The sequence below is a fragment of the Pseudomonas sp. 10B238 genome (assembly GCF_000970615.1).
Lineage (GTDB): Bacteria > Pseudomonadota > Gammaproteobacteria > Pseudomonadales > Pseudomonadaceae > Stutzerimonas.
On sequence record NZ_KQ033927.1, the window covers coordinates 526666 to 547635 of the forward strand.

General features: G+C 62.0%; 19 protein-coding genes. 8 read left to right on the forward strand and 11 right to left on the reverse strand.

The features are described from left to right. Positions 1-224 precede the first annotated feature (224 nt). The 7 genes from RT21_RS02230 (at position 225) to RT21_RS24325 (ending at position 8727) form a co-directional block, all read left to right on the forward strand. A complete protein-coding gene (locus RT21_RS02230) occupies positions 225-1736 on the forward strand; it encodes a CoA-acylating methylmalonate-semialdehyde dehydrogenase (protein WP_046161407.1) in 1512 nt (503 codons plus the stop codon). A 66-nt stretch (positions 1737-1802) separates the two neighbouring features. After that, positions 1803-2693, forward strand: a complete 891-nt coding sequence (mmsB, locus tag RT21_RS02235; protein WP_046161408.1) for a 3-hydroxyisobutyrate dehydrogenase — start codon at positions 1803-1805, stop codon at positions 2691-2693. A gap of 2 nt (positions 2694-2695) precedes the next feature. Next, positions 2696-3748 (forward strand): enoyl-CoA hydratase/isomerase family protein, encoded by a 1053-nt coding sequence (locus RT21_RS02240; RefSeq protein ID WP_046161409.1) that lies wholly within the window; start codon positions 2696-2698, stop codon positions 3746-3748. A gap of 11 nt (positions 3749-3759) precedes the next feature. Then, positions 3760-4911 carry an acyl-CoA dehydrogenase family protein gene (locus RT21_RS02245; RefSeq protein ID WP_046161410.1) on the forward strand — a complete coding sequence of 384 codons (1152 nt, stop codon included), beginning with the start codon at positions 3760-3762 and terminating at the stop codon, positions 4909-4911. Positions 4912-5165: 254 nt separating this feature from the next. Further along, on the forward strand, positions 5166-6818 hold the full coding sequence (locus RT21_RS02250) for a long-chain fatty acid--CoA ligase (protein ID WP_371263592.1): 1653 nt from the start codon (positions 5166-5168) through the stop codon (positions 6816-6818). A 210-nt stretch (positions 6819-7028) separates the two neighbouring features. Continuing rightward, positions 7029-8105 (forward strand): CaiB/BaiF CoA transferase family protein, encoded by a 1077-nt coding sequence (locus RT21_RS02255; RefSeq protein ID WP_046161411.1) that lies wholly within the window; start codon positions 7029-7031, stop codon positions 8103-8105. A 361-nt stretch (positions 8106-8466) separates the two neighbouring features. Further along, a complete protein-coding gene (locus RT21_RS24325; protein WP_156155709.1) occupies positions 8467-8727 on the forward strand; it encodes a DUF2388 domain-containing protein in 261 nt (86 codons plus the stop codon). A gap of 104 nt (positions 8728-8831) precedes the next feature. Here RT21_RS24325 and RT21_RS02260 read toward each other — a convergent pair whose 3' ends face one another. From RT21_RS02260 to RT21_RS02280, 5 genes are all read right to left on the reverse strand, one after another. Then, a complete protein-coding gene (locus RT21_RS02260; protein ID WP_046161412.1) occupies positions 8832-9965 on the reverse strand; it encodes an acyl-CoA dehydrogenase in 1134 nt (377 codons plus the stop codon). 9 nt (positions 9966-9974) lie between these two features. Beyond that, entirely contained in the window at positions 9975-11162 is a 1188-nt protein-coding gene (locus RT21_RS02265) for an acetyl-CoA C-acyltransferase (RefSeq protein WP_046161413.1), read from the reverse strand. 12 nt (positions 11163-11174) lie between these two features. Continuing rightward, a complete protein-coding gene (locus RT21_RS02270) occupies positions 11175-11942 on the reverse strand; it encodes an SDR family NAD(P)-dependent oxidoreductase (protein WP_046161414.1) in 768 nt (255 codons plus the stop codon). 811 nt (positions 11943-12753) lie between these two features. Next, positions 12754-13785, reverse strand: coding sequence for an AraC family transcriptional regulator (locus tag RT21_RS02275; protein ID WP_046161415.1), 1032 nt, complete (start codon positions 13783-13785; stop codon positions 12754-12756). Continuing rightward, complete coding sequence (locus RT21_RS02280; protein ID WP_046161465.1) at positions 13782-14672, reverse strand: LysR family transcriptional regulator; 891 nt, start codon at positions 14670-14672, stop codon at positions 13782-13784. The genes RT21_RS02275 and RT21_RS02280 overlap by 4 nt, the downstream gene beginning before the upstream one ends. A gap of 174 nt (positions 14673-14846) precedes the next feature. On the opposite strand from RT21_RS02280, the gene RT21_RS02285 reads away from it, so the two are divergent. Next, entirely contained in the window at positions 14847-15623 is a 777-nt protein-coding gene (locus tag RT21_RS02285) for an enoyl-CoA hydratase (RefSeq protein ID WP_046161416.1), read from the forward strand. Between the two features lie 64 nt (positions 15624-15687). Here RT21_RS02285 and RT21_RS02290 read toward each other — a convergent pair whose 3' ends face one another. From RT21_RS02290 to RT21_RS02315, 6 genes are all read right to left on the reverse strand, one after another. Next, complete coding sequence (locus RT21_RS02290; RefSeq protein ID WP_046161417.1) at positions 15688-16713, reverse strand: branched-chain amino acid ABC transporter permease; 1026 nt, start codon at positions 16711-16713, stop codon at positions 15688-15690. Positions 16714-16715: 2 nt separating this feature from the next. Further along, on the reverse strand, positions 16716-17603 hold the full coding sequence (locus tag RT21_RS02295; RefSeq protein ID WP_045426908.1) for a branched-chain amino acid ABC transporter permease: 888 nt from the start codon (positions 17601-17603) through the stop codon (positions 16716-16718). A gap of 68 nt (positions 17604-17671) precedes the next feature. Continuing rightward, a complete protein-coding gene (locus RT21_RS02300; protein ID WP_045426906.1) occupies positions 17672-18886 on the reverse strand; it encodes an ABC transporter substrate-binding protein in 1215 nt (404 codons plus the stop codon). An 83-nt stretch (positions 18887-18969) separates the two neighbouring features. Continuing rightward, on the reverse strand, positions 18970-19686 hold the full coding sequence (locus RT21_RS02305; protein WP_045426904.1) for an ABC transporter ATP-binding protein: 717 nt from the start codon (positions 19684-19686) through the stop codon (positions 18970-18972). Next, a complete protein-coding gene (locus RT21_RS02310; protein ID WP_045426899.1) occupies positions 19683-20456 on the reverse strand; it encodes an ABC transporter ATP-binding protein in 774 nt (257 codons plus the stop codon). The genes RT21_RS02305 and RT21_RS02310 overlap by 4 nt, the downstream gene beginning before the upstream one ends. Positions 20457-20704: 248 nt before the next feature. Then, on the reverse strand, positions 20705-20970 hold a 266-nt coding region (locus tag RT21_RS02315), incomplete at its 5' end, for an OprD family outer membrane porin (RefSeq protein WP_046161418.1).

Here is a 20970-nt window from a genome sequence, read left to right on the forward strand (position 1 = left end):
GCACCTTTCACGGCCGGTCGATGGGTGTCCCGCTAGCAGAGTTTACTGAACCAAGCGAGGCGGCGAGCTTCAGCAGCCCGCCACATTCGCTGGAAGCATAGCCTGTGCATTTATGCAGACCAGCTATGCATCGAGCCGCATTGATGTTGACAAATATGCACTCTAGGATCAGGACAGCTCCATCGACTTGCCTATCCGAATAACAACAATCGCTAGGACACGCCATGACCCAGTCAAGTGCCATCCCCACAGTCAAACTCCTGATCGGCGGTGAGCTGATGGAGTCGTCCACCAGCGAGTGGCGCGACATCATCAACCCGGCGACTCAGGAGGTCCTGGCCCGCGTGCCTTTCGCTACCGAAGCGGAAATGAATGCCGCCGTTGCCAGTGCCAAGGAAGCCTTCAAGACCTGGCGCAAGACCCCCATCGGCGTACGCTCGCGAATCTTCCTCAAGTACCAGCAGCTGATCCGTGAAAACATGAAGGAGCTGGCCGCGATCCTCACGGCGGAACAGGGCAAGACGCTGCCCGATGCCGAGGGCGATGTGTTCCGGGGGCTAGAAGTCGTCGAGCACGCCGCCGGGATCGGCAATCTGCAGCTGGGCGAGCTGGCCAACAACGTCGCAACGGGTGTGGACACTTACACCTTGCTGCAGCCGTTGGGCGTCTGTGCCGGGATTACCCCGTTCAACTTCCCGGCGATGATCCCGCTGTGGATGTTCCCGATGGCGATTGCTACCGGTAATACCTTCGTCCTCAAGCCATCCGAGCAGGACCCGATGGTGACCATGCGTCTCGCCGAACTAGCGATGGAAGCGGGCGTACCGCCGGGCGTGCTCAACGTCATCCATGGCGGCGCCGATGCGGTGAACCTGATCTGCGACCACCCGGATATCAAGGCCGTTTCCTTCGTCGGCTCGACCAAGGTCGGCACCCACGTCTACAACCGCGCCAGTCAGGCCGGCAAGCGCGTGCAGTGCATGATGGGCGCGAAGAACCACGGCATCATCCTGCCGGATGCCCACAAGGAGCAGACCCTCAACAACCTCACGGGCGCTGCGTTCGGCGCGGCCGGTCAGCGCTGCATGGCGCTGTCAGTGCTGATCCTCGTGGGTGAGGCGCAGAGCTGGCTGCCGGATCTGATCGCCAAAGCCAAGACATTGAAGATCAACGCAGGCGCTGAAAGCGGCACCGATGTTGGCCCGGTGGTGTCCTGTGCGGCGCTGGATCGCATCAGTTCGCTGATCGAGCGCGGCGTGTCGGAAGGCGCCGAACTGGTATTGGACGGCCGCAACCCTCAGGTGGCTGGCTTTGAGAAAGGCAACTTCGTCGGGCCAACCATTTTCTCCGGCGTGAAGCCTGAAATGAGCATCTACCGCGAAGAGATCTTCGGGCCGGTGCTCTGCGTGATGCAGGCCGACACGCTCGATGAAGCCATCGAACTGATCAACGCCAACCCCAACGGCAACGGCACCGCCCTCTTCACCCGCTCCGGCGCGGCAGCCCGGCATTTCCAGGAAGAGATCGACGTCGGCCAGGTAGGCATCAACGTGCCGATCCCAGTACCGGTGCCGATGTTCTCTTTCACCGGTTCGCGTGCCTCCAAGCTCGGCGACCTCGGCCCGTACGGCAAGCAGGTGGTTCAGTTCTACACTCAGACCAAGACCGTCACCCAGCGCTGGTTCGACGAGAACGAAGTCGGCGGCCCGGTGAACACCACCATCAACCTCAAGTAACCGCTACGACGCCCTGCCTGCGCGCAGGGCGTCGAATCAGCCGCCAATAACAAGAAGGAAACGGCCATGCATATCGGATTTCTCGGACTCGGCAACATGGGCGGGCCCATGGCCCGCAACCTGCTCAAAGCCGGGCATGAGGTCACTGTCTTCGATCTTTCCGCAACGGCGGTCTCCGGGCTGGTCGAAGCGGGTGCCAAAGAGGCCACATCGCCGGCTGCAATCGCCCAGGCAGGTGTCGAAACCATCATCACCATGCTGCCTGCGGCTGCCCATGTGAAGCAGGTCTACCTCGGTGAGGACGGGCTGCTCGCGCATGTACCGTCCGGCGTAGTGCTGATCGACTCCTCCACCATCGACCCGATGTCCGCACGGGAAGTCGCAGCGGCAGCCGCGCGGAATGGCAACCCCATGCTCGATGCCCCGGTATCCGGCGGCACGGTCGGCGCCGCAGCCGGCACCCTGACGTTTATGGTCGGCGGCAGCGAGGCGGATTTCCAGAAAGCGCAGCCGATCCTCGCCGCAATGGGCAAGAACATCGTGCACTGTGGCGACACCGGCAACGGGCAGGTGGCCAAGGTCGCCAACAACATGTTGCTGGGCATCTCGATGATCGGCGTGGCCGAAGCCATGTCCCTTGGCGTCGCGCTGGGGATGGACGCCAAGGTTCTGGCCGGAATCATCAACTCATCCAGCGGCAGATGCTGGGCATCGGAGATCAACAACCCCTTCCCTGGTGTACTGGAGAACGGCCCGGCCTCGCGCGGCTACAGCGGCGGGTTTGGCACCGACCTGATGCTCAAGGACCTCGGGCTGGCCAGCGAAGCGGCCAAACAAGTGCGCCAGCCGGTTATCCTCGGTGGTCTCGCGCAGCAGCTGTACCAGGCCTTCAGCATGCAAGGTCACGGTGGGCTGGACTTCTCCGCGATCATCAAACTTTACCGCCAAGAGGACTAGACATGACCCAGGCAGAAGCGCCGGTACTGATCGAGGTACGCAATCGCGTCGGCTATCTCACGCTGAACCGCCCCGCCGGGCTGAATGCCGTCACCCTGGAGATGGTGAGGATGCTGCACTGCCAGTTGCAGCAGTGGGCTGACGACCAAGACGTGGTGGCCGTGGTGTTGCGCGGCGCAGGCGAGAAAGCCTTCTGCGCCGGTGGTGACATCCGCTCGCTGTACGACAGCTACAAAAGCGGCGACAGCCTGCACCGCGAGTTTTTCGAGGAGGAATACGCGCTCGATCAGTACATTCATGCGTATATCAAACCCCTGATGGCGCTGATGAATGGCTTCGTCCTAGGCGGCGGCATGGGGCTGGTTCAAGGCGCCTCGCTGCGGGTGATCTCCGAACGTACGCGCATGGGCATGCCGGAAGTCGGTATCGGCTATTTCCCTGATGTCGGCGGCAGCTACTTCTTGTCGCGCCTGCCGAACAACCTTGGCATTTACATGGGCCTGACCGGCAACCATGTGAATGCTGCTGATGCGCTGTATGCCGGTCTCGCCGATTACAGCGTGCCGCACGAGCAATTCGCGGAACTCGAACGATGCCTCGACCAGCAGGACTGGTCGATGCCGCCGCTGCAAGCGCTGACCAACCTTCTGGTTTCGATGGGCTGCACCGAACTGCCGGATGCACCGTTCAAAGCGTTATTCCCGGCTATCGAAAAGCATTTCGCCCATGACAGCGTCGCTGCGATTCGCCAGTCGCTGGCCGCCGAAGAGCACCCCGAGTACCGCGACTGGGCGGCCGAGACCTTGAAGGTGATCGACAGCCGTTCGCCGCTTTCGGTCAGCGTCACGCTAGAGATGCTCCGCCGCGGCCGCACCCTGTCGCTGGCCGACTGCTTCGCCATGGAGCTGCATCTGGACCGACAGTGGTTCGATCAGGGCGACATCATCGAAGGCGTCCGGGCGCTGATCGTCGACAAGGATAAGAACCCGCGCTGGAACCCGCCTACGCTGGAGGAAGTGACGCCAGCACGCGTGGCGGCCTTCTTCGCCGACTAGGAACTGATTTTATGCAAGACATCGAACTGAGCGAAGAGCAACGGATGATCCGCGACATGGCGCGCGACTTCGCCCGCGCCGAGATCGCGCCGAAGGCGCAAGCGTGGGAACAGGCCGGTTGGATCGGAGACGAAACCGTGACCCAGCTGGGCGAGCTGGGGCTGCTGGGTATGATCGTGCCCGAGCAATGGGGCGGCACCTATATCGACTATGTCGCCTACGCCCTGGCGGTCGAGGAAATTTCGGCAGGTGACGGCGCCATTGGGGCGTTGATGAGCATTCACAGCTCGGTCGGCTGCGGTCCGATCCTCAAATACGGCACGCCCGAACAGCAGGACGAATGGCTACCGGATCTGGCGGCAGGTCGCGCCATCGGTTGCTTTGCCCTCACCGAACCTCAGGCCGGCTCCGAGGCACACAACCTGCGCACCCGCGCCGTGCTGGAAAACGGCGAGTGGGTGATCAATGGCGCCAAACAATTCGTCAGCAACGGCAAGCGCGCCAAGATCGCCATCGTCTTCGCGGTCACCGATCCGGATCTCGGTAAAAAAGGCCTGTCCGCGTTTCTGGTCCCCACCGACAACCCCGGCTTCGTTGTCGATCGCATGGAAAAGAAGATGGGCATCCGCGCCTCGGACACCTGCGGCGTCACCTTGCGCGACTGCCGCATTCCAGAAGCCAACTTGCTCGGCCCGCGAGGCAAGGGTCTGGCAATCGCCCTTTCCAACCTCGAAGGCGGCCGCATCGGCATTGGTGCCCAGGCCCTGGGCATCGCCCGCGCGGCGTTCGAAGCAGCGCTGGGTTATGCCCGTGAGCGCATCCAGTTCGACAAGCCGATCATCGAGCACCAGAGCGTGGCCAACATGCTGGCGGACATGCACACCCGGTTGAATGCCGCGCGCCTGCTGATCCTGCATGCCGCACGCCTGCGCAGCGCCAACCTGCCCTGCCTGTCCGAAGCCTCCCAGGCCAAGCTGTTCGCCTCGGAAGTCGCCGAATACGTCTGCTCCAAAGCCATGCAGATCCACGGCGGCTACGGCTACCTGGAGGACTACCCCGTCGAGCGTTATTACCGCGATGCGCGCATAACCCAGATATATGAAGGCTCGAGCGAAATTCAGCGACTGTTGATTGCGAGGGAGTTGAATAACTACGGGTTGTGATCAACCCCTATAAGCGTGAAGGCAGCATCAGGTTTTGCCAGGGATCAGATGATCCCTGGAAGTTTCCGCGGACGGCAATTCATGACCCGCCTGATTGTCTTCGGTATCACCTGCTCTTGTTGGAGCCAGCTTGCTGGCGATCAAAGGCCCGACTATCAGAGAAGCTGAAGAACGAAACACCCCGAGGCAGTAATCCCGAGCGAGATGGCGGTAAGCGCGACCGCTATCCAGACAACAATAAAAAGGATACGACGATGCTCAAAGGTACGATGCAGCAGACCCCGCTGATGATCAGCGGCATCCTGACCCATGCAGCCCTCGCCCACGGCGACCGCGAGATCGTCTCTCGGCTGGTGGATGAACCCATCTGGCGCTACGACTACGCCGGGCTCGCCAAACGCGCCGGCCAAGCCGCCAGCATGTTACGCAAGCTGGGGGTGAAGCCCGGCGACCTGGTGTCATCGCTGGCCTGGAATACCCATCGCCACTTCGAGCTGTTCTTCGCCGTGCCCGGCATTGGCGCGGTGCTGCACACGGCCAATCCACGGCTGTCGGACGAACAGATCATCTACACTCTGAACCACGCCGGCAGTGGCGTGCTGCTGTTCGACCGCAGCTTCCTGGCCTTGGTCGAGCGTGTGCGCCCGCACCTGGAAAAAGCACACACCTTCATCATGTTGTCCGATGCCCAGCGCACCGAACCAGGCGAGGTCGGCGCGCTGAGTTACGAAACGCTGATCGCGCAGGAACAGCCGGTCACCGACTGGCCGCAGTTCGACGAAAACGCCGGCGCGATGCTCTGCTACACCTCCGGCACCACCGGCAACCCGAAAGGCGTGGTCTACAGCCACCGCTCCGTCGTCCTGCACGCCATGGCGGCTGGCCTCACCGGCGCCTTCGGCTTCTCCGCATTCGACTGCATCATGCCTTGCTCGTCTCTCTACCACGCCACCGCCTGGGGCGTGCCCTTCACGGCCGCCATCAACGGCTGCAAGTTCGTGCTGCCGTGCGACAAGATGGACGGAGCCAGCCTGCAGGAGCTGATTCAGAACGAGGGCGTGACATTCTCCGGCGGCGTGCCGACCATCTGGACCATGTACCTCAATCATCTAGAGCGCACGGGCGAAGACACCGGCCAGCTCAAATGCCTGGTGATCGCCGGTTCGGCCGTCCCCCGTGCGCTGGCCGAGAAGTTCGAGACGCGTTATGGCGTCAGCGTCCGCCAGCTATGGGGCATGACTGAAACCAGCCCCCTCGGCGTGGTCGCCACCCCGACGCCCAAGCTCGCGGCCATGGGCGAAGCAGCCACCAACGAAGCGATCTGGACCCGCCAGGGGCGCCTGCAATTCGGCATCGAACTGAAGATCGTCGATGAGGCGGGCAACGAATTGCCGCATGACGGCGTCACGTCTGGCGCCCTGCTAGTGCGCGGTCCTTGGACGGTCGAGCGCTATTTCCGCAGCGAAACCAGCGCACTGGACGCCGATGGCTGGTTCGACACCGGCGACATCGCCACCCTCGACCCCAATGGCTACATGCGCATCACCGACCGTAGCAAGGACGTGATCAAGTCCGGCGGTGAGTGGATCAGCTCTATCGACATCGAGAACATCGCTGTGGCCTGCCCCGGTGTGCGCATCGCAGCGGTGGTCGGTGTGGCCCACGAGAAATGGGAAGAACGCCCGATCCTCATCATCGAACCCCACGACGAGGCCGACATCTGCATCGACACCGTACTCGCCTACCTGGAGCCGCAAATCGTCAAATGGTGGATGCCCGACGCCGTCATCATCGACACCGTCCCGCTGACCGCGACCGGCAAGATCGACAAGAAAACCCTGCGCGACCGCTACCGCGACCACTTGATAGAGCTGGAGGAAAACGCAGCTGACGCGGCGAGCCTTTAGCGCGGCAGAACCTGGGGGACGGGACCGTGGCTACCGTAGGGTGGGCTTCAGCCCACCGATTTCACCCAGCCGAGCGAACGTAGCGGGCCGCGCCGTTTTGCGGTTTCACCCAGTCATCTCCGGCGAGCCACCTGGCGACCCCTAGGGTGGGTTTCAGTCCACCTGCACGTACGGGCGCGATGGATCCCATCACCAACAGGAACGCGCCTTATGTCGACCGCCACCGCCACACCCCGCCAAGGCCCGCTGCTCGGCCTGCGCGTGCTGGAGTTCGCCAGCATCGGGCCCGGTCCACACTGCGCGATGCTACTGGCTGACCTTGGCGCCGAGGTGATGTGCATCGAGCGCGAGGGCGGCAATGGCTGGCCCAATCCGGTGGTTGATCGCGGCCGCAAGCGCCTCACGCTGGACATCCGCACCGACGCCGGACGCGAACGCTGCCTGGCGCTGGCCGAAGGCGCAGATGTGCTGATCGAAGGCTTTCGGCCCGGCGTGATGGAACGCTTGGGGCTCGGACCGGAACAGGTTCGCGGGCGCAACCCGCGTTTGGTTTATGGCCGCATGACCGGTTGGGGCCAGACCGGACCGCTAGCCAAGCGTGCCGGCCACGATATCAACTATCTGGCGATCACCGGCGCACTGGCTGCGATCGGCAATCGCGAAGGCCCAGCGATTCCACCACTCAACCTGGTTGGCGACTTCGGCGGCGGCTCGCTGTATCTGGCGTTCGGGATCATGGCCGCATTATGGGAACGGGAAAGGTCAGGCCAGGGTCAGGTGGTCGACGCCGCGATCGTTGATGGCGTGTCCTCGATGATGAGCTTCTTCGCAGGGCTCCTGCCCAGCGGCGCCATCTCCCTTGAACGCGACCGCAATCTGCTGTCGGGCGCCGCACCGCATTACCGCTGCTACACCTGTGCCGACGGCCGCGACATCGCCATCGGGCCGCTGGAACCTCAGTTCCTGACCGAACTGATGCAGCACATCGATGCGCCCGAATCCTTGCGCGAAGGCTGCAATGACCCGGCGCAATGGCCGGAGCTAAGCGAACAACTCGCCGCGCTGTTCGCCAGCCGCAGCCGGGCAGACTGGTGCGCCGTACTCGAAGAGACCGACGCCTGCGTTGCCCCAGTGCTCACCCTGGAAGAAGCCGCGCAGCACTCACACATGCAACAACGTGGCGTCTATCGCAACATCGACGGCGCCCTGCACGCCGCCCCCGCGCCACGCTTTTCACGGACGCCGGGGTCGATCAGAGTGTCGGAAGATGCAGGTGGCTGGGACTGATCAGGCGCGAGATGAAGGATTCGCACAGCAGACAAAGCGACCGGGCGGTTCGGTGGAGCGCTTTCCATCCAAGCGCCCTGGCAACGCTTTTCAACGATCATCCTTGTGAAACAGGCCCGCTATCTCTTCCCCGGTATAGGATTCAATGCGCGACGCTTAACACTCACCAGACAATCAAGGATCGATCATGTCTGTCATCGCCAAGCATCCTACTTACCTGCTCGCTGCCTTTCTCACGGCCCTATTTGTAACCCCAACGGTATCAGCGGAAGCCTGTATAGGCGCACCGTGCCTGCTATAGGCGCGCGATCTTGGCGAAGGTCTTATCTCAACCGTATTCGTTACCGTCGGGCTACCGTTGATGAGCAGTCACCAGACCACTGAATCTTCCAGCAGTGGTTGGAGTGGATACGCGGCGGCCGTGACCGACGATGCCGCTGTGGTTGTAGCTAGCCAGGGGGAAATCAAAGGCCCCTATTTCGAATCGGCAAGGCTTCGCCTCAAGGGGCAAGGGGATACTGCATCCCCCTTAGGTGATGTTGAATTCGCCGTGATGCTCCTGGCGGCCAGTCCCGTGAGTGACATCAAACGATGGGGCTCGTTTGACTCTCCGACCCCGTAGGGTGGATGGCGCTTTATCCATCCACCAAAGCGGCGATGCGATCTCACAGGTGGATCGGTGAAGCGCGATCCACCCTACGACCAGCCACGGGCGAAGCGCATGCCTCATTCCCCAAGATTGCGCGCGATCACCAAGCGTTGGATATCACTGGTGCCCTCATAGATCTGGCACACCCGCACATCACGGTAGATGCGCTCGACAGGGAAGTCCTTGAGGTAACCGTAGCCGCCCAGTGTCTGGATCGATGCCGAGCAGACCTTCTCCGCCATTTCCGAGGCGAACAGCTTGGCCATGGAGGCTTCAACCAAAGCGGGCTGGCCAGCTTCGCGCAATGCGGCGGCGTGAAGGACCATCTGACGGGCAACGGCGATCTGAGTGGCCATGTCGGCGAGGCGAAAGGCGACGGCCTGGTGTTCGCTAATGGCCTTACCGAACGCTTCACGCTCGCGAGCGTAATCGCGTGCAGCCTCGAAGGCTGCGCGCGCCATGCCGACCGCCTGAGCGGCGATGCCGATGCGGCCACCTTCCAGGTTCGCCAGGGCGATGCGATACCCCTCGCCCTCCTCGCCCAATCGTTGCGACTCGTGCACACGCATGTCTTCGAACGCCAGTTGGCAGGTATCCGAGGCGTGCTGGCCGAGCTTGTCCTCGACCCGTACCACCTGATAGCCCGGTGTGTCGGTCGGCACGATAAACGCGCTGATGCCGCGCTTGCCGGCGTCCGGATCGGTCACGGCAAACACGATCACCGTGCCGGCATGCTGACCGGACGTTATGAACTGCTTAGCGCCTTTGAGCACGTAGCTATCGCCGTCACGTCGGGCGCGGGTACGCAGGCTGCTGGCGTCGGAACCGGCATGCGGTTCGGTCAGGGCAAAGGCGCCGATCTGCTCGCCGCTGGCCAGCGGCGTCAGGTAGCGCTGCTTCTGCTCATCGGTGCCGAACCGCAAAATCGGCACGCAGCCCACCGAGTTATGCACGCTCATGATGGTCGAGCAGGCGCCATCGCCGGCGGCAATCTCTTCCAGCGCCAATGCGTAGGCAATGTAGCCGGTGTCGCTGCCGCCCCATTGCTCCGGGCACAGCATGCCGAAGAAGCCGAGTTCGGCCATTTCGGCAATCGCTTCGGCCGGATAGCGATGCTCGCGGTCCCATTCCGCAGCGAAGGGTTTCAGCCGCTCCTGGGCGAACTGCCGGGCCATGTCACGGATGCTGGTGTGGTCATCATTGAGCAGCATGAGCAGTCCTCAGTCGAGCAGTTCGATGGCCATGGCAGTCGCTTCGCCACCGCCGATGCAGATGGCCGCGATGCCCTTGCGCAGGCCGCGGTCGCGCAGAGCCGCGATCAGTGTCACCAGGATTCGAGCACCTGACGCACCGATCGGGTGGCCCAGGGCGCAGGCGCCGCCGTTAACGTTGACCTTGGCGTGGTCCAGCCCGAGCTCGCGCATGGTGACCATGCTGACCACGGCGAAGGCTTCGTTGATCTCGAACAGATCCACCTCGTCGAGGCTCCAGCCGGTGCGCTCAAGCAACTTGTGGATGGCACCGATGGGCGCGGTCGGGAACAGGTTGGGCGCATCGGCGAACACCGCATGGCCATGAACCACCGCTTGCGGCTTCAGGCCGAGCTGCTCTGCCTGGGAACGCCGTGTTAGTACCAGAGCAGCGGCGCCATCGGAGATGGAGCTGGAGTTCGCGGCGGTAACGGTGCCGCCTTCGCGGAACGCCGGCTTGAGGGACGGGATCTTTTCCGGCATCGCCTTGGGCGGCTGTTCGTCGTCGCGAATGGTCCGTTGCTCGCGCCCTTGGGTGACGTCCAGCGGGACGATCTCGCTGGCGAAGCGGCCGGCGCTGATAGCGTCGCGCGCACGCTGCAGCGATGTCAGGGCGTAGGCGTCCTGTTCTTCGCGGGTGAAGCCGTGGTTCTGCGCGCAGTCCTCGGCAAAGGTGCCCATCAGGCGGCCCTTGTCATAGGCATCTTCAAGGCCATCGAGGAACATGTGGTCGAGCACCTTGCCGTGCCCCATGCGGTAGCCGCTACGGGCCTTTTCTAGCAGATAAGGCGCGTTGGACATGCTCTCCATGCCGCCCGCGACGATCAAATCGACGCTGCCCGCGCGCAACGCGTCGTGCGCCAGAATGGCCGCCTGCATGCCTGAGCCACACATCTTGTTCAGGGTGGTGGAAGCGGTTGCCTTGCCCAGCCCCGCGCCGAGCGCGGCCTGGCGCGCCGGTGCCTGACCGAGACCGGCTGGCAGGACGCAGCCCATCAGCACTTCCTGAACCTGTTCAGCCGAGACACCGCTGCGCTCTACCGCTGCGCGAATCGCTGCCGCGCCCAGTTCCGGCGCGCTGAGGCTTTTGAGATCGCCCTGGAAACCGCCCATGGGCGTGCGGGCCGAGCCCAGAATCACGATTGGATCGTTGTGCATTGCTGTCTCCGATTATTTCGCGGCCATGCGCAGCGCGCCGTCGAGGCGGATCACTTCGCCGTTGAGCATGTCGTTTTCGATGATATGGCGTACCAGCGCTGCGTATTCACTGGCGCGCCCAAGACGCGGTGGGAATGGCACGCCAGCCGCCAACGAGTCGCGGACTTCCTGCGGCATACCGGCCATCATCGGCGTTTCGAACACGCCCGGGGCAATGGTCATCACGCGAATACCGTGACGCGCCAGTTCGCGGGCCGCTGGTAGCGTCATCGCGACCACGCCGCCCTTGGAGGCCGCATAGGCGGCCTGGCCAATCTGGCCGTCATAAGCCGCAACGGAGGCTGTGTTGATGATCACGCCGCGATTGCCCTGCTCGTCCGGCTCACCCCTGGCAATGGCTTCTGCCGCCAGACGCAACATGTTGAAGCTGCCGATCAGGTTGAGACCGATGACCTTGCTGAAGCTGTCCAGTCCGTGCGGTCCCTGGCGACCCAGGATCTTTTCGCCACTGGCAACGCCGGCGCAGTTGACCAGCCCGTGCAGACCACCGAAATGCTCGACCGCTGCGTTCACGACAGCCTGAGCGGCGGTCTCATCACACACGTTGGTCACCACGCCGATGGCGTTCGCCCCCAGCGCTTCACTGCGTTCGTTCAGCAATGCTTGATTGATGTCCGCCAGTACCACCTTGGCACCGGCTGCGACCAGCGCTTCGGCAGCCGCAGCGCCCAGGCCGGACGCACCGCCTGTAATCAGGAAGACTTTGCCTTGAATATCCACAGCACGACCTCGAGAAGATGTTAGGTATCGCGGCAGGCGAGCTGCCGGGTCCATCTGAGTTCATCTTCTTCAGACCGAGGGATACGGACAATGGTCGTTACGGGCAATCGCGGTGACTGGTTTGGCCAAGGCAGCTGGCACGGGTGCACGCTATGGGCCGTGCGGGTCCATGATTGACTTTGTAGCAGCCAGCTTGCTGGCGATCCGTGCTTTCACCGCCCCTCGTGAACTGAGTTAACACCTGATCGCGAGCGAGCTCGCTCCTACAAAAAGCGCGACGGCGAGTGGCGGACGTCTGTAGTCGCCCTGCCAGCCCTGGAGGAGCCAGCTTGCTGGCGATCCGTGCTTCGCCATCCCGCGCAAACTGAGCTAGCGCCTGATCGCGAGCGAGCTCGCTCCTTCGAAAAGCGCGACGGCGAGCGGCTGACGTCTGTACTCGTCCTGCCAGTCCTGTAGGAGCCAGGTTGCTGGCGATCCGTGCTTCACCGTCCCGCGTGAATTGAGTTAACGCCTGATCGCGAGCGAGCTCGCTCCTACGAAAAGCGCGACGGCGAGTGGCTGACGTCTGTAGTCGCCCTGCCAGCCCTGTAGGAGCCAGCTTACTGGCGATCCGTGCTTCGCCATCCCGCGCAACTGAGCTAGCGCCTGATCGCGAGCGAGCTCGCTCCTACGAAAAGCGCGACGGCGAGCGGGCCGACGTTTGTACTCGTCCTGCCAGTCCTGTAGGAGCCCAGCTTGATGGCGATCCAAGGCCCAACCAATAGACCGGATCACCAGCAAGGACTAGGCCCCGCTAGCATCTACAAATGGGCTATGGCCCTTCATCGCCACGCAAGATCAGGCTGCGGTACTGCCCCGGGTTGGTCCCGGACCATTTGCGAAATGCCTTGTAGAACGAACTGACGTCGGCGAAACCCAGGCGCTCGGCAATTTCGGCGTAGGTGATCGAGGCGTCCGCCAGCCACAGGGTGGCCATTTCCTGGCGCACCTGGTCCTTTATGGCCTGGTAGGTCTGCCCTGCCTCGGCCAATCGGCGGCGCAGAGTTGAGGCTGATACGCACAACGTCCGCGCCAGCGCTTCACTGGTCGGCCACTGTTCGGCGGGCAGTTCACGCAGCTGCGCCTTGATGCGGCTGGCGAGGCTCGTGGTGTCGCGGTATTTGACCAGGATGTTGGACGGCGCATGGGCCAGGAACCCGTGCAGCTCCTGCTCGCTGCGGCGCACTGGCAGGCCGAGCACCTCGGCAGCGAAGATGACCCGCGTGCTGGGCCGTGCGAAACGCAGGTTGCGCGAGAACATCACCCGGTAGTCATCGGTATAGGCCGGCTCTTCGCAACGCAGCTCGACGGCTAGCAGCGGGATACGCCGTCCTACCAGCCAACAGGCCAGACCGTGCAGCAGCATCCAGAAAGTGAAGTAGCTGAAGGCCCTGAGCGGCGGCGCATCTTCCGGCTCCGACAGCGTGATCTCCGCCAGGCTTTCGCTGCGAAACAGCTCGCCGCGGAAGCCTTCGAAGGTCAGCCTGAAGAAATCCAGCGCCACACGAAGCGCTGTATCGAGTGTCGACTGGGCCATGGCCGCGCGGCAGACGAAGGCGAAACTGCCGGTGCGCATACGCCGCGCATCCATACCGAAAAACTCATCGTCGAACTGCCGCGCCAGGCGCCGCCAGAGTTTGCTGAAATCAGCCACATCGACACGCGCATCGTTGTCGGCCAGGTCAATATCGCCGAGCCCAAGCTGGCGCAGCAGCTCTTCGGCTGATTGCGAAGACGAGGTGAAACCCTGCAGCGCCTCCTCCACCAGCCGGATGGAAATGGTGTTTTTGCCGTCGCGGTTCATGCGCGCCCCATCATCACGTCATGACTGTTGGCAGCCACGTCCCGCAGGAAGTCCCAACACACACGCATCCGCGCCAGGTCCTTGTTTTCCACCGGCATCAACATCCAGAAGGTTCGAGTAAATTCGACCTCGCCGACCAGAACCTCCTTGAGCAACGGCTCCCTGGCCGCCAGGAACGCCGGCAGGATCGCCAGCCCTGCTCCAGCGGCGACGGCTTCCTGCTGGGCGAGGATGCTAGTGCTGCGCAGCGAGTGCTGACGGGGGCGAACGATCTCGTCGAGGTAGAACAGCTCCTTGCTGTACAGCAGGTCCTCGATGTAGCTGACGAACACATGGCCGCTGAGGTCTTCGCGGCTGCGGATAGGCGGGTGTGACGCCAGGTAGGTTTCTGACGCGTAGAGCCGCAGCACGTAGTCGGTGAGTTTGGTGATCACGTAGGGGCCGCGCTCGGGACGCTCCAGAGTGATGACGATGTCCGCCTCATGTCGCGCCAGCCTGACCGAGCGTGGCACCGCCAGCAGATCCACGCCGAGATGCGGGTAATCACGGGTCAGGTTGGCCAGCTGACCCGCCAGCATCACGGTGCCGTACCCCTCGGTGGCGCCAATGCGAACCTGGCCGGACAGCTTATCGGCGGTCAGGCTCGGCTGTTCGATGGAAGCGATGGCGCTTTCCATCGCCTCGGCTTGGGCCAGCAATTCGCGGCCCGCTTCGGACAACCGATACCCCGCCTTGGCGCGGATGAAGAGCTGTCGATCCAGGCTTTTTTCCAGCGCCTGCACCCGTCGGGCCACGGTGGTGTGGTCTACAGCCAATCGCCTCGCGGCGACCGTCAACTTGCCCGCACGCGAGAGTTCGAGAAAAAAACGCAGGTTGTCCCAGTCCACTGCAGACTCCAGATCCATCAAATTGACGCGTGCTGTCCGCGGCACGCTGTGCAAAAACACAGAATACCTCTGCATTTCGCACCATGGGTTTACTATTTTTACGCTGCTAGGCTCGTCTATCGAACTCCGTTTCGCCTCACGACATCCGCATCATTCCAAGCACAAGGAACCGACATGAGCCAAAAGATCCAGCTCGAAATGCGCGACCACACGGCACTGCTGACCATCGCCAATCCACCAGTCAACACATGGGATCGCGAGTCGCTGGCTGCGTTGGAACAAACCATCGGCCAGCTCAACGACAATCCTGACGTGTATGCGTTGGTGATCACCGGCGAAGGCGAAAAATTCTTTTCCGCCGGCGCCGACCTGAAGCAGTTTGCCGATGGCAACAAGCAAAATGCGCAGGAAATCGCTGCGTTGTTCGGGCGTGCCTTTGAAGCCTTGAGTCATTTCCGCGGTGTGTCGATTGCCGCCATCAATGGCTACGCCATGGGTGGCGGACTCGAATGCGCGTTGGCCTGCGACATACGCATCGCCGAAGAGCAGGCACAAATGGCACTTCCGGAAGCCAAGGTTGGGCTGTTGCCCTGCGCAGGCGGTACGCAGAATCTGCCATGGCTGGTAGGCGAAGGTTGGGCCAAGCGGATGATTCTCTGTGGCGAGCGCATCAGCGCACAGAAAGCCGAGAAGATCGGCCTGGTTGAAGAGGTGGTCGGTCGCGGCGAGTCACTCGAGGCGGCGCTCAAACTGGCGGCCCTGGTGGATCAGCAAAGCCCCTCCTCCGTCAGTCGCTGCAAGCGCTTGGTGATGAATGCGCGGCAGGCACCGCAAGCCGCCGGCTGGGCAGCTGAGCGCGAGCTGTTCGCCGAGTTGTTCGACACGCAGGACCAGAAAGAAGGGGTCAATGCCTTCCTGGAAAAACGCAGCGCCACGTGGCAGAACGCCTGAGACCGAAACCGGCCCCGCTCAAGCGGGGCCGGAGACCATCACCCTCCACGTCATAGCCAGCGTACTACTTGAAATTGCGCTTGATCAGCCGCTCCACCCATCCCACGATCCCCGAGCGGAACAGCAGCACGCAGAGCACGAAGATCACCCCGAGAATCACGTGCACCCACTCGCCCAACGGCCCGTTGGACAGCGAGCTCTGCAGCGTGACCACCACGGTTGCGCCCACGATCGGCCCAAGAATGGTGCCGACACCGCCCAGTAGCGTCATCAAAATCACTTCACCCGACATGTGCCAGTGTGCGTCGGTCAGCGAGGCGAGCTGGAACACCACCGTCTTGGTTGAGCCAGCCAGCCCGGTCAGCGCCGCGGAGATCACAAAGGCCAGCAGTTTGTGACCGTCAACGTTGTAGCCCAGTGAAATTGCCCGCGGCTCGTTTTCTCGAATCGCTTTGAGCACTTGCCCGTAGGGGGAATGAATGGTGCGCTGGATGATGGCAAACCCGATCACGAACACCGACAACACGAAGTAATACAAGGCCATGTTGTTCTGCATGTCGAACAGGCCCAGCAGATAGCCACGCGGCACGCCCTGCATACCATTCTCGCCGCCTGTGAAAGGCGCCTGAACGAAGACGAAAAACGCCATCTGTGCCAGTGCCAGCGTAATCATCGCGAAGTAGATGCCCTGCCTGCGGATCGCCAGCAAACCGAAGACCAACCCCAGCACGGTGGAGGCCAGCGTACCGACCAGAATGCCCAGTTCAGTACTCAACCCACTGTAAGTGCTGAGCATGTAACCGGTGATGTAGCCGCCACAGGCGAAGAATGCTGCGTGACCGAACGACAGCAGCCCGGCGTATCCAAGCAGCAAATTGAAGGCGCAGGCAAACAGTGCGAAGCACAGCAGCTTCATGAGGAACACCGGATAGACCATCAGCGGTGCCACCATCGCCACGGCTAGCAAGACGCCGTAGAAAATGGACATGCGCCGCCGAGCTGCACGGCGACGTTCGCGCTCGGCATTGGCTCTGACCTGGGTGGAGGTCGCCTGCAAGCCAGAGGCTTGAACACTTTCCTGAGTCGACATGTTCATGCCTCCTTTCCAAACAAACCGGCCGGCCGCATCAGCAGGACCAGCACCATGATCACGAAGATCACCGTGTTGGCCGCCTCCGGATAGAACACCTTGGTGAGCCCTTCGATCAGACCCATCGCAAGCCCTGTGACGATCGCGCCCATGATCGAGCCCATCCCGCCAATCACGACGACCGCGAACACCACGATCAATAAATTGGAGCCCATTCCCGGCGTGACAGCGTAGATGGGCGCGGCAAGCACGCCGGCGAATGCGGCCAACGCAACGCCATAGCCATACGTGAGGGTGACCAGCAGCGGGACGTTGATGCCGAATGCCTGCATCAACTTGGGGTTCTCCGTCCCGGCGCGCAGATAGGAGCCAAGCCGCGTCCGCTCGATCATGTACCAAGTCGCAAAGCACACCGTCAGCGCAGCGACGATGACCCAGGCACGATAGGTTGGCAGGAACATGAACCCGAGGTTGTGCCCGCCTTTGAGCAATTCCGGCATCGGGTAGGACGAGCCGGACACGCCGAACAGCTTGACGAAGCTACCTTCGACGATCAGCGCCAGGCCGAAGGTCAGCAGCAGACCATACAGGTGATCCTCGCCGGCAATGCGACGCAGCAGACCGCGCTCGATTCCAATGCCCAGCAATCCGATCAGCAGAGGCGAGAGCAACAATGCGGCCCAGTAGTTGATGCCCAGATAGTTCAGCCCGAGGAACGCCGCGAAAGCGCCGAGCATGTATTGCGCACCGTGGGCAAAATTGATGATCCGTAGCAAACCGAAAATGATCGCCAGACCAAGGCTCAACAGCGCATAGAACGACCCGTTGATCAGACCGAGCAGCAGCTGCCCGAACAGTACGCTCAGGGGAACGCCGAAAACGAGAGTCATGATTCACTACCCAGAAAAGTCCGTGACGCCCCGGCCAAGCGGCCGGGGAATGGCTTGGGGCAGGCCGCTCAGTTCTGGGTGACCAGCTTGCACTGACTTTCTGAGAGTGGGCGGAAGGCTTCATCGCCTGGGATGGTTCTGATGACCTTGTAAAGGTCCCATTCACCTTTCGACTCCGCGGGCGTCTTGACCTGCACCAGGTACATGTCATGCACCATGCGGCCGTCTTCGCGAATCTTGCCGTTCTTGGCAAACATATCGTTGACCGGAGTCTTGGCCATTTGCGCGCGCACGGTTGCGGTGTCGTCGCTACCGGTTTCCTTCACCGCGTTCAAATAGTGAGTGGCGGCTGAATAGATGCCGGCATGGACCATGGTCGGCATACTGCCTACACGCTCTTCGTAGCGCTTGGCCCAAGCGCGGGCTTCTTCGTCCATGTCCCAATACCAGCCGGTGGTCAGCATCAGGCCTTGCGTGACGTCCAGCCCCATGGCGTGAATGTCGTTAAGGAACACGACCATGCCAGCAAGACGCTGTCCGGACTGCGTCACGCCGAATTCGCTCGCGGTCTTCAATGAATTGACGGTGTCTGCGCCGGCGTTGGCCAGGGCGATAACATCAGCACCGGAACCCTGCGCCTGAAGGATATAGGACGAGAAGTCGCTGCTCGGGAACGGGTGGCGGACCGTGCCGACCACGCTGCCGCCTTCGGCTTCGACGACCTTCTTGATATCGGCCTCCATTGCGTGGCCGAACGCGTAGTCGGCGGTCAGGATGAACCAGCTTTTGCCGCCATCCTTGAGGACCGCGTTGGCCGTACCGTTGGCCAGGGCGAAGGTGTCGTACGTCCAGTGAATATGATTGGGCGAACAGAACTCATTGGTAATGCTCGATGCGGCGGCGCCGGAAATCAGTGCAAGTTTGCCGCCCTGCTCCACCACCTTGGCTGCCGCCAGCACCACGGAGCTGGCCACCAGTCCAGTGACCATGTCGACGTTACGTTCATCGATCCACTGCCGCACGGTGTTGGCGCCAACATCCGGCTTGTTCAGGTCATCGGCGTTGAAGGTTACGATTTTCTTGCCATCGACCGTGCCGCCGAAATCTTCGATGGCCATGTTCAGCGCTTCGAGACCACCGGGACCGGACAGATCGCGGTAGGTGCCGGACATGTCAGCGAGATAGCCGATGCGGATTTCGTCGTTGCTGATTTCGGCCTGGGCAGCACTGGCGATCATGCTGGAGACGAGGACGGCGGCTGCGGTTTTCTTGAGCATTTTCATATTCACCCACTGTGATTGTTTTTGTTGTGGCTATTGATGACCGGCATGTACTGCGGACCGGCTGGCTTCCATGACGAGGGCGGTCACACCCCCAGACAGCTATTCAAAAACTCCTTTTTCGAATCCAGGTCGGCGGCGCTGATCTCTTCGATGATTTGCCCGTGCTCCATCACGTAATGACGGTCGGCCAGTGGCGCGGCGAAGCGGAAGTTCTGCTCAACCAGCACGATGGTCAGGCCGCGTTTCTTCAGCTTGATCAGGACCTCCGCGAGCTTCTGCACGATCACTGGGGCCAGCCCTTCGGTGATCTCATCAAGCAGTAGCAGATTGGCACCGGTGCGCAGGATTCGCGCCATAGCCAGCATCTGCTGCTCGCCGCCGGACAACCGGGTGCCTTGGCTGAAACGGCGCTCGTAGAGGTTGGGGAACATGTCGTAAAGCTCGTCCAATCCCATGCCGCCACTGCGCACGGTGGGCGGTAGCAACAGGTTTTCTTCGACATTGAGGCTGGAAAAGATCCCACGCTCTTCGGGGCAATAGCCCACGCCGAGCCTGGGTATCTGGTGGGCGGGTATGCCGATGGTTTCGTTGCCATTGACGATGATGGAGCCGGTCCGCCGTCCCACCATGTTCATGATGGCGCGCAGCGTGGTGCTACGGCCTGAGCCGTTGCGCCCCAGCAGGGTGACGAGTTCGCCGCGCCCGACCACCAGGTCGACCCCATGCAGGATGTGCGATTCACCGTAGAACGCATGCAGGTCGTCGACCCGCAGCTGGTCGCGGTCAGCTTTGGGCGTCATGCGTGAGCCTCCTCTGCGTCGGCTTCGCTGCCCATGTAGGCCTCGCGCACCTCGGGATTTGCTGAAACGCTTTCGTAGTCGCCTTCGGCCAGAACCGAACCCCGTGCCAGTACAGTGATGCGGTCACAGAGCCGGCTGACGACGCTCAGGTTGTGCTCGACCATCAGCACCGTGCGGTTCACCGCAGCTCGGCGGACCAGAGCTACGACCATGTCGACGTCTTCACCGCCCATGCCTTGCGTGGGTTCGTCGAGCAGCAGCACGACCGGGTCCAGCGCCAGCGTGGTCGCCAGTTCCAGAGCGCGCTTCCGGCCATAGGGCAGCTCGATGGCGAGCGTCTGGGCGTAGGACTCCAGGTCCACTTCGGCGAGCAACTGCATGACTCGCTCATCGAGCTCGCGCAGTGACCGTTCGGACTTCCAGAAGTGATAGGACGTGCCGAGCTTTTGCTGCAGGGCGACACGGACGTTTTCCAACACGCTCATGTGACCGAACACCGCCGAGATCTGGAACGAGCGAACCAGCCCGAGGCGGGCAATCTGGTTGGCCTTCATCGACGTGATCGCTTTGCCGCGATAGAGGATCTCGCCGCGTGTGGGCGTCAGAAACTTGGTGAGGAGGTTGAACACTGTGGTCTTGCCGGCACCGTTGGGGCCGATCAGTGCGTGGATGTGTCCCTTCTGCACACGCAAATCGACGGAATCCACTGCGGTGAAGCCGCGGAATTCCTTGGTCAGACCGCGCGTTTCCAGCACGAACTCAGGTGCCATGGGATGCCCTCTAACCTTGATTATTGTTGTTGGTTATGGCGCAGGTCTATGGATGACCTTTACGTAAACGATAACAACCGTTTGCAAGCTGTTGCAAGCATCGTTTTCAAACGCTCGCTTGAGTAAAAAGCGGGTAGCGATGCGGCTTGTGCGGCATTGCCGTACGCATGGAGACTGCTGAAAAAAGCCGGGCCGCAAGGGCCCGGTAAAGGATCAACGAGGAGGTATTGCGGTGCTGCTCAGGACGCTTACCAGAGCGCCAGGGTGTAGCTAAGGATCACGCGAGTTTCGTTGATGTCGCTGCCAAAATTGCTGCGTACCGTGGCGTTACGCACTTTCATGGCGAGGTTCTTCAACGGTCCGTTCTGGACCACATAGGCGATATCGGTGTCACGTTCCCACTCTTCACCTTCGCCGCCGCCGGCCAGGTTGACGTTGTCACCGGACACGTAGCGGGTCATCAGGCTCAGCCCGGGGATGCCAGCAGCAGCAAAGTCATAGTCGTAGCGAACCT

Coding starts and splice junctions, on each gene's coding strand:
- RT21_RS02290 (WP_046161417.1), bottom strand. CDS start 16,713: ATGTCGACTCAGGAAAGTGTTCAAGCCTCTGGCTTGCAGGCGACCTCC.
- RT21_RS02295 (WP_045426908.1), bottom strand. CDS start 17,603: ATGACTCTCGTTTTCGGCGTTCCCCTGAGCGTACTGTTCGGGCAGCTG.
- RT21_RS02240 (WP_046161409.1), top strand. CDS start 2,696: ATGACCCAGGCAGAAGCGCCGGTACTGATCGAGGTACGCAATCGCGTC.
- RT21_RS02250 (WP_371263592.1), top strand. CDS start 5,166: ATGCTCAAAGGTACGATGCAGCAGACCCCGCTGATGATCAGCGGCATC.
- RT21_RS02300 (WP_045426906.1), bottom strand. CDS start 18,886: ATGAAAATGCTCAAGAAAACCGCAGCCGCCGTCCTCGTCTCCAGCATG.
- RT21_RS02260 (WP_046161412.1), bottom strand. CDS start 9,965: ATGCTGCTCAATGATGACCACACCAGCATCCGTGACATGGCCCGGCAG.
- RT21_RS24325 (WP_156155709.1), top strand. CDS start 8,467: ATGAGCAGTCACCAGACCACTGAATCTTCCAGCAGTGGTTGGAGTGGA.
- RT21_RS02285 (WP_046161416.1), top strand. CDS start 14,847: ATGAGCCAAAAGATCCAGCTCGAAATGCGCGACCACACGGCACTGCTG.
- RT21_RS02310 (WP_045426899.1), bottom strand. CDS start 20,456: ATGGCACCTGAGTTCGTGCTGGAAACGCGCGGTCTGACCAAGGAATTC.
- RT21_RS02305 (WP_045426904.1), bottom strand. CDS start 19,686: ATGACGCCCAAAGCTGACCGCGACCAGCTGCGGGTCGACGACCTGCAT.
- RT21_RS02275 (WP_046161415.1), bottom strand. CDS start 13,785: ATGAACCGCGACGGCAAAAACACCATTTCCATCCGGCTGGTGGAGGAG.
- RT21_RS02245 (WP_046161410.1), top strand. CDS start 3,760: ATGCAAGACATCGAACTGAGCGAAGAGCAACGGATGATCCGCGACATG.
- mmsB (WP_046161408.1), top strand. CDS start 1,803: ATGCATATCGGATTTCTCGGACTCGGCAACATGGGCGGGCCCATGGCC.
- RT21_RS02265 (WP_046161413.1), bottom strand. CDS start 11,162: ATGCACAACGATCCAATCGTGATTCTGGGCTCGGCCCGCACGCCCATG.
- RT21_RS02255 (WP_046161411.1), top strand. CDS start 7,029: ATGTCGACCGCCACCGCCACACCCCGCCAAGGCCCGCTGCTCGGCCTG.
- RT21_RS02230 (WP_046161407.1), top strand. CDS start 225: ATGACCCAGTCAAGTGCCATCCCCACAGTCAAACTCCTGATCGGCGGT.